Genomic DNA, 8,286 nt, shown 5'->3' on the forward strand with positions numbered 1-8,286 from the left:
ACCCCCGCCACCGCCAATGTCACCGAGGGAGGCCGGGCATGAGCTCGCAGCATCCGGAACCGGGTCCCGGGCAGGCGCTCCGGGCGGCCGGCAGCACGGCGACGGAGGCCCTTCCCCCGCGGACCGGCGCAGAGCGGTCCACCGCCGCGGCCGGTGAGGTCGTGGGCGTCACGAGCCGGCGCACCCCGGTGCTCCTCGCCGTCCTGACCCTCGTGGGCCTGGTGCTGTTCGGGCTCAACGCCCCGGACCGGACGGTGGGCTTCCGCGTCTCCGAGGCCGGCGACCTCTTCCGCGTGCCCGATCTCGAGGTCGGCGGGGTCGTGTGGGGCTGGCTCACCGTCGTGGTGCTCGCCGCGCTGACGGCCCTCGCCGTGCTGCGCGCCCGGGCCGGGAGGCAGCTGCCCCGGTGGGCGGCGCTCGTGTTCGGCCTCTTCTTCGTCAGCGGCTTCCTGGTGTGGGTCGTGGGCAGCTCCCGCACCCCGGACGTGTCCCTGTCCGGGCTGCTGGCCGGGTCCGTGGCCCTGGCCATCCCGCTGATCTTCGGCTCCCTGGGCGGTCTGCTGTGCGAGCGCTCGGGCGTGATCAACATCGCGATCGAGGGCCAGCTGCTGTTCGGCGCGTTCTCCGCCGCGGTGGCCGGCTCGCTCTCCGGCAGCGCCTGGGCGGGCCTGCTCGCCGCCGTGCTGGGGGCGGGGCTCGTCTCGCTCGTGCTGGCGGTCTTCTCGATCACCTACCGGGTCAACCAGGTCATCGTGGGCGTGGTGCTCAACGTGCTCGTGTCCGGGCTGACCGGATTCCTGTTCGCCACGGTCCTGGAGTCGAACGCGAGCGTGTTCAACTCCCCGCCGCGGCTTCCGCGCTTCGCCGTGCCGGTGCTCTCGGAGATCCCCCTCGTCGGGCCGATCGTCTTCGACCAGTCCGTGATCGGCTACCTGATGTACGTCGTGGTGGCACTCGTGTGGTTCGCTCTCTACCGGACGCGCTGGGGCCTGCGCACCCGCGCCGTGGGGGAGCACCCCAAGGCCGCCGACACCCTCGGTGTGCGGGTCAACGCCCTGCGCTTCCGCAACGTGCTGCTGGGCGGGATGATCGCCGGTCTCGGCGGCGCCTTCTACACGCTGGTCTCGGTCTCCGCGTTCACCCGCGACATGACCTCCGGCGCGGGCTACATCGCGCTGGCCGCGCTGATCTTCGGCCGGTGGAACCCGATCGGGGCGCTGCTCGCGTCCCTGCTGTTCGGCTTCGCCTCCAACCTGCAGTCGATCCTGTCCTTCCTGGGCACGCCCGTGCCCAGCCAGTTCCTGGCGATGCTGCCGTACGTGATCACCATCCTGGCCGTGGCCGGGCTCGTGGGGGTCTCCCGCGGACCCGCGGCCATCGGCACGCCCTACACGAAGGAGTGACCGTCCCGTGAACGAATCCCCGAGCACCGGCCCCGACGAGGCCGGGATCGACTGGGACCGGCTGCGCGAGGCCGCCGTGGCCGCCCGTGCGCACGCCTACGTCCCGTACTCGCACTTCCCCGTCGGCGCGGCCGCCCTCACCGAGGACGGCCGGATGGTCTCGGGGTGCAACGTGGAGAACGCCTCCTACGGCGTGACCCTGTGCGCCGAGTGCAGCCTCGTCTCCGCGCTGCACATGTCCGGCGGCGGGCGGCTCGCCGCGTTCGTGTGCGTCGACGCCCACGGCGACGTCCTCATGCCCTGCGGACGGTGCCGGCAGCTGCTCCACGAGCACCGTGCTCCCGGCCTGCGGCTGCTCACCGTCTCCGGCGTGCGCACCATGGCCGAGGTGCTGCCGGACGCCTTCGGGCCCGAGAACCTCTGAACCCCGGAAGGAACCCCATGACCGAGCAGTTCGACGCCGTCGACGTCATCCGGACCAAGCGCGACGGCGGCGCGCTGTCGCCCGAGCAGATCGCGTGGGTCCTGGACGCCTACACCCGCGGGGTGGTGGCCGAGGAGCAGATGAGCGCCCTGGCCATGGCGATCTTCCTGCGGGGCATGGACCGGGACGAGATCGCGTCCTGGACCCGGGCGATGATCGACTCCGGCGAGCGGATGGACTTCTCCGGTCTCGTGCGCTCCGGGGCGCGCTCCGCCACCGCCGACAAGCACTCGACCGGCGGCGTGGGGGACAAGATCACCCTGCCGCTGGCCCCGCTCGTCGCGGTCTACGGCGTGGCCGTCCCGCAGCTGTCCGGGCGCGGTCTCGGCCACACCGGCGGCACCCTGGACAAGCTCGAGTCCGTCCCGGGGTGGCGGGCGGGTCTGTCCAACGACGAGATGATGACCCAGCTGCGGGACGTGGGCGCCGTGATCTGCGCGGCGGGCTCGGGCCTGGCACCCGCGGACAAGCTGCTCTACGCTCTCCGGGACGTCACGGGGACGGTCGAGTCGATCCCGCTCATCGCGTCCTCCATCATGTCCAAGAAGATCGCGGAGGGCACCCAGTCGCTCGTGCTGGACGTCAAGGTCGGTTCCGGGGCGTTCATGAAGGACCTGGCCTCCGCCCGTGAGCTCGCCCGCACCATGGTCGACCTCGGCACGGACGCCGGCGTCACGACCACCGCGCTGCTCACCGACATGTCCACCCCGCTCGGCCTCGCGGTCGGCAACGCCGTGGAGGTCCAGGAGTCGGTCGACGTGCTCGCCGGGGGCGGTCCGGACGACGTCGTGGAGCTCACCGTGGCGCTCGCCGCCGAGATGCTCGCGGCGTCGGGGATCCACGACGCCGACCCGGCGGAGGCGCTGCGGGACGGCCGGGCCATGGACGTGTGGCGGGCCATGATCTCCGCCCAGGGCGGCGACCCCGACGCCCCGCTGCCGCAGGCCCGGGAGTCCGAGACCGTCGCGGCGGAGACCGACGGCGTGCTCACCCGGTTCGACGCCTACCAGGTCGGGGTGGCCTCCTGGCGCCTCGGCGCGGGCCGCGCCCGGCGCGAGGACCCGGTGCAGGCCGGTGCCGGCGTGGTCCTCCACGCCAAGCCCGGGGACACCGTCCGGGCGGGCCGGCCGCTGTACACCCTGCGGACGGACACCCCGGAGCGGTTCGCACGGGCCCGCGAGGCCCTGGAGGGCGCCGCCGTCATCGGCCCGGCCCCGCGGGCCGCCCGGGAGGACCGCGCCGTCGTGCTCGAGACCGTGCGCTGAGCGCCGGCCGGCCGGTCCGGGGGCCCGCCTATACTGCGGAGAGAACCAGCGCGAAACGAGAACCGAGGGCGTGCGCACACGCTCGGAAGGGTGGGTCCAGTTGGGTCTGCGAGGGATTTTCCGGAAGAACACCGAGGACCGGACGCCGCACGGCGACGCCGGCCGTTCCGAGCAGCCGGCCGATCCGCCGGCCGGCACGGACGGAGGCCGGGCCGAGGACCGGGACACCGGGCACCGGGGTGCGGACGGGCGCGGCCCGGAGGGGCGGGGTCCCGAGGGGCACGGCCCGGAACAGCACGGCTCCGAACAGCACGGCCCGGAGCAGCACGGTTCCGAGGAGCCCCGGCCGCTGCCCGAGCACGGGCCGCTGGCCTTCCTCGTGGGGCGGCTGACGTCCCGCGGGGCCGACCGCGCGGTGCTCACGCTGGTCCAGCGCGGCAACACCATGTCCCACCAGACCGAGCAGTCCGTGGGGGACGCCGACCCGTCCGTGGAGTCCGGCACCGTGGACCAGGACTCGCCGCTCTTCGACCCCGTGGCCGACCTGTACAGCCAGGCCATGACCTCGCCGCACGGCGCGTGGCAGCAGGCCCGCATCGAGGTGGGGCCGGAGCAGGACGGGGTCCGTCCCGTGGTGACGACCTACGGGTTCGCCGACGGCACGGAGGACGTGCAGACCTGGCGGTCGGGACGGCCCACTCCGCGCGCCGACGGACCGGACGGGCTCCGGCACGACGACGCCACGGAGCGCCCCCGGCACGACGAGGAGCGGTCGGCTCCGGAGCGGCCCGCCCCGGAGGCCGACGCCGACGGGCGGCCCGCCGGCGAGCCCTCCGCCGGCGGACGGCATCCCGGGACGACCGGCGCGGCGGCTCCGGCCGCGGAGCCCGCCGACGTGAGCGGCGATGCGGCCGCGGTCGCTCCGGTCGACGACGCGTCCGCGTCCGCACCGGCCGAGGCCGCCCCCGCCGCCGGGCCGGACGACGAACCCGCTCCCGGATCTGCGGCCGGGGAGACCCCGGCCGGCCGGGACGCCGGCGAGCACGACGTCCCCGACCACGTCGACCACGAGGAGTGGCACGAGGACGTCGAACCGGCCGCGCCCACCGGGGCCGCGGCCGCGACGGCCGCGGCGGTCGCCGCCGGCACCGCTGCGGGGGACGAGCACGACTCCTCCGCCCCCGAGACCGCGGTCTCCACCGACGTCGCCCCGTCCTACCGGGCGCCGGCCGGGAGCGCGGACCGGCCCTCCCACGACAAGCTGGCCGAGGGCAACCTCGTGCTCAAGGAGGTCGACGTCCTGCGCCGGCTCGCGGACGCCCAGCGGCGGCTGTTCGGGGAGGACGGCACGGCGATGGACGTCTCCACCGTGCTCGTGCGGGTGCGGGCCCTGGGCACCTACTACGACGCCCTCACGCACGTGCGCAAGAACGGCTTCTGGGACCAGCGCCGCACCTTCGACCTGATCCCCGAGGAGCTGCTGCACGTCCAGGAGCTCAAGGACGCGTCCTACGTGGAGGGCAACGGGGCCCCGCTGGCGATGATGTTCCGCTTCCGCCCGGGCATCCCCCCGGAGGTGTCCTTCGACTACGCGGACGAGGAGTCCTTCGTGCGCTACGAGGACCGGCTGCCCGCGCAGAACTACCTCGAGGAGCTGCGCATGTACCCCCGCACCGGGGCGCACATCCCGCAGCACATGAACGAGGCCCTGCAGGACTGGAACTACTGAGACCGACCGGGACGGGGACCGCCGAGAACGTGATGCTGACCTCCGCCGACCCGCACCCCGGCCGCGTGCCGGACCGGGTCCTCCGCGAGCTGCCCAAGGTGTGCCTGCACGACCACCTCGACGGTGCCCTGCGCCCGGCCACGCTGGTGGACCTCGCGGCCACGGCCGGGCACCGGCTGCCGGCCGAGGAGCCCGAGGCCGTCGGCCGCTGGGTGCGGGAGAGCGCCGACTCCGGGTCGCTGCTGCGCTACCTGTCGACCTTCGAGCACACGGTGGCGGTGATGCAGTCCCCCGAGGCGCTCGTGCGCTGCGCCCGGGAGTACGTCGAGGACCTCGTGGCCGACGGCGTGGTCCACGCCGAGGTCCGCTGGGCCCCCGAGCAGCACACCGCCGGCGGCATGTCGATGGCCGAGGCCGTGGAGGCCGTCCGGCTCGGGCTCTCGGAGGGCGTGCTCGCCGCGGAGGACGCCGGCCACATCGTGTCCGTCACCCAGATCCTGTGCGCCATGCGCCAGGCCGGCCGCTCCCTCGAGGTCGCCCGCCTCGTGGTGGACAACCGGGACCGCGGCGTGGTGGCCTTCGACCTCGCCGGGCCCGAGGACGGCTTCCCGCCGGTCCGTCACCGGGCGGCCCTGGAGCTCCTCGCGGACGAGCTCGTGCCCGTCACCCTGCACGCCGGGGAGGCGGCCGGCATCGGGTCGATCCGGGACGCGCTGGCCACTGGGCGGGCCCTGCGCCTGGGCCACGGGGTGCGCATCGCGGAGGACATCGACATCGACCACGTGGAGGGCGTCGCCGTCGTCGACCTCGGGCGCACGGCCGAGTGGGTCCGCGACCGGGGCATCGCCCTCGAGGTGTGCCCCACGTCCAACCTCCAGACGGGCGCGGTGGCCGCGTTCGGCAGCGGCCTCGAGCGGCACCCGGTGGACATGCTCTACCGGACCGGCTTCACCGTCACCATCTCCCCGGACAACCGGCTGATGAGCGGTACCACCGTCACGGACGAGCTGGCGCTGCTCGTGGCGCACTTCGGCTACGGGCTCGAGGACCTGGAACGGCTCCAGCGCAACGCCGCGGCCGCCGCGTTCCTCCCGCTCGAGGACCGCAGCGCGCTGGACGGGATGATCACCGACGGCTTCGAAGGAGTGCACGGATGAGCCAGGGGCACGGCACCGACGACGTCGCGGCGGGGCTGGGCGTCCCCGCGCGGACCGGGCAGCGCTTCGCCGAGCTCGTGGCGGTCATGGACCGGCTGCGCTCCCCGGGCGGGTGCGCCTGGGACGGGCAGCAGACCCACGAGTCCCTCGTGCGGTACCTCGTGGAGGAGGCCTACGAGGTGGTCGAGGCGGTCGAGGCCGAGGGCGGGCCGGCGGCGCACGCCGGGCTGCTCGTCGAGGAGCTCGGCGACGTCCTGCTGCAGGTGGTCTTCCACGCCCGGGTCGCCCAGGAGCGGGCCCGCGCGGAGGGCGGCTTCGACATGGCCGACGTGCTCGAGGCGGTCACGGCCAAGCTGGTCCGCCGCCACCCGCAGGTCTTCGACCCCGGGGCCACCGGCGACGTGGCGGGCGAGCAGACCCTCGAGCAGCTGCACTCCCGCTGGGAGGAGCTCAAGCGGGCGGAGAAGCCCGAGCGGACCGGTCCCTTCGACGGCATCCCGCCGCACCTGCCGGCGCTGGCCCTCGCCGAGAAGGCGCTCGCGCGGGCCCGCAAGCACGAGCTCGAGCCCGCCGTCCCCGGAGGACCCGGCGGTCCGCGCACCGAGGAGGAGCTGGGCGAGGAGCTGCTCGCGCTCGTGCGCGACGCCTCCGCCCGGGGCCTCGACGCCGAGCGGTCCCTGCGCGGGGCCGTCCGCGCGTACGTCTCGGCGCGGGACGGGGCCTGAACCCGTCACGGGCCGACGCCCTCCGTCGGCCCCCGCCGCCGAGTCGCTAGGCTGGAGCCGCCGGGGACGCCCGGTCGCGTCGGTGCGGACCACCGGGCGGAGCCCGGTCACGGGCCCAGCCCGGTCCACCACGCACGCACCACCCACGTCAGCGACAACCTCAGCACCAACGTCAGGAGCAACCCATGGCCATGATCACCGCAGTGCACGCCCGCCAGATCCTCGACTCCCGCGGCAACCCGACCGTGGAGGTCGAGGTGCTGCTGGAGGACGGCAGCTACGGCCGGGCGGCGGTCCCCTCGGGCGCCTCGACCGGTGCGTTCGAGGCCGTCGAGCGCCGTGACGGCGACCAGAAGGTGTACCTCGGCAAGGGCGTCCTCGACGCCGTGAAGGCCGTCGACGAGGAGATCGCGGAGGCCGTGGTCGGCCTCGACGCGACCGACCAGCGCCTGGTCGACCGGACCATGCTCGACCTCGACGGCACGGACAACAAGGGCAGCCTCGGCGCGAACGCCATCCTGGGCGTCTCCCTGGCCGTGGCCCGTGCCGCCGCCAACGCCTCCGACCTCGAGCTCTACAAGTACCTGGGCGGCCCCAACGCCCACGTGCTCCCGGTGCCGATGATGAACATCCTCAACGGCGGCTCCCACGCCGACTCCAACGTGGACATCCAGGAGTTCATGATCGCCCCGATCGGCGCCGCCACCTTCTCCGAGGCCCTGCGCACCGGCGTGGAGGTCTACCACTCCCTCAAGTCCGTGCTCAAGGAGCGCGGCCTGGCCACCGGACTGGGCGACGAGGGCGGTTTCGCCCCGGACCTCGAGTCCAACCGTGCCGCGCTGGACCTCATCTCCGATGCGGTCGAGAAGGCCGGGTACACCCTGGGCACCGACGTGGCGCTCGCCCTCGACGTCGCCTCCTCCGAGTTCTTCGAGAACGGCACGTACAGCTTCGAGGGCCGGCAGCTCAGCGCCGCGGAGATGACCACCTACTACGAGGAGCTCGTGCGGGACTACCCCATCGTCTCCATCGAGGACCCGCTGGACGAGGACGACTGGGAGGGCTGGCAGACCCTCACCGCGTCCGTGGGCACCCAGGTCCAGATCGTGGGCGACGACCTGTTCGTCACCAACCCGGAGCGGCTCTCCCGCGGCATCGCGGAGGGCGCCGGCAACGCGCTCCTCGTGAAGGTCAACCAGATCGGCTCCCTCACGGAGACCTTCGACGCGATCTCCCTGGCCCAGCGGCACATGTTCCACTGCATGATCTCGCACCGCTCGGGCGAGACCGAGGACACCACGATCGCGGACATCGCGGTGGCCACCAACGCCGGGCAGATCAAGACCGGTGCGCCGGCCCGCTCCGAGCGCGTGGCCAAGTACAACCAGCTGCTGCGCATCGAGGAGGAGCTCGGGGACGCCGCGCGCTACGCGGGCGCCTCCGCGTTCCCGCGCTACACCGCGAAGTGACGGGCCGCGGCGGCTGACCGGTCCCGCCGGCCCGTCGCCGCCCGGGTGAGCGGT

Annotated in this window: 7 protein-coding genes; all 7 read left to right on the forward strand. The window is 74.1% G+C overall.

Annotation, left to right across the window (positions count from 1 at the left end; genetic code table 11):
• The first annotated feature begins 38 nt into the window (after positions 1 to 38).
• The 7 genes from ACH9D3_RS07920 to eno all read left to right on the forward strand — a co-directional run bounded on the left by ACH9D3_RS07920 (position 39) and on the right by eno (position 8,232).
• Entirely contained in the window at positions 39 to 1,403 is a 1,365-nt protein-coding gene (locus ACH9D3_RS07920) for an ABC transporter permease subunit (protein ID WP_396410506.1), read from the forward strand.
• Positions 1,404 to 1,410: 7 nt separating this feature from the next.
• A complete protein-coding gene (locus tag ACH9D3_RS07925; protein WP_396400342.1) occupies positions 1,411 to 1,827 on the forward strand; it encodes a cytidine deaminase in 417 nt (138 codons plus the stop codon).
• A gap of 17 nt (positions 1,828 to 1,844) precedes the next feature.
• Positions 1,845 to 3,152, forward strand: a complete 1,308-nt coding sequence (locus ACH9D3_RS07930; RefSeq protein ID WP_396410507.1) for a thymidine phosphorylase — start codon at positions 1,845 to 1,847, stop codon at positions 3,150 to 3,152.
• 70 nt (positions 3,153 to 3,222) lie between these two features.
• Positions 3,223 to 4,881, forward strand: a complete 1,659-nt coding sequence (locus ACH9D3_RS07935; RefSeq protein WP_396410508.1) for a hypothetical protein — start codon at positions 3,223 to 3,225, stop codon at positions 4,879 to 4,881.
• Between the two features lie 32 nt (positions 4,882 to 4,913).
• The gene (locus tag ACH9D3_RS07940) at positions 4,914 to 6,038 is read left to right on the forward strand and encodes an adenosine deaminase (protein WP_396410509.1); all 1,125 of its coding nucleotides are present in this window, start codon (positions 4,914 to 4,916) and stop codon (positions 6,036 to 6,038) included.
• Positions 6,035 to 6,763, forward strand: coding sequence for a MazG nucleotide pyrophosphohydrolase domain-containing protein (locus ACH9D3_RS07945; RefSeq protein ID WP_396400338.1), 729 nt, complete (start codon positions 6,035 to 6,037; stop codon positions 6,761 to 6,763). Before ACH9D3_RS07940 ends, ACH9D3_RS07945 begins: the two co-directional genes overlap by 4 nt.
• 185 nt (positions 6,764 to 6,948) lie before the next feature.
• Positions 6,949 to 8,232: a phosphopyruvate hydratase gene (gene eno / locus ACH9D3_RS07950; protein WP_396400337.1), complete on the forward strand. Its 1,284-nt coding sequence runs from the start codon at positions 6,949 to 6,951 to the stop codon at positions 8,230 to 8,232.
• Positions 8,233 to 8,286 lie beyond the last annotated feature (54 nt).

Origin of the sequence: Kocuria kalidii, from assembly GCF_044462225.1 — a bacterium.
GTDB lineage: Bacteria > Actinomycetota > Actinomycetes > Actinomycetales > Micrococcaceae > Kocuria > Kocuria kalidii.

Excerpts from the sequence above, each read along its gene's own strand:
- ACH9D3_RS07920 (WP_396410506.1), top strand. The coding sequence starts at position 39 with ATGAGCTCGCAGCATCCGGAACCGGGTCCCGGGCAGGCGCTCCGGGCG.
- ACH9D3_RS07930 (WP_396410507.1), top strand. The coding sequence starts at position 1,845 with ATGACCGAGCAGTTCGACGCCGTCGACGTCATCCGGACCAAGCGCGAC.
- ACH9D3_RS07940 (WP_396410509.1), top strand. The coding sequence starts at position 4,914 with ATGCTGACCTCCGCCGACCCGCACCCCGGCCGCGTGCCGGACCGGGTC.
- ACH9D3_RS07945 (WP_396400338.1), top strand. The coding sequence starts at position 6,035 with ATGAGCCAGGGGCACGGCACCGACGACGTCGCGGCGGGGCTGGGCGTC.
- eno (WP_396400337.1), top strand. The coding sequence starts at position 6,949 with ATGGCCATGATCACCGCAGTGCACGCCCGCCAGATCCTCGACTCCCGC.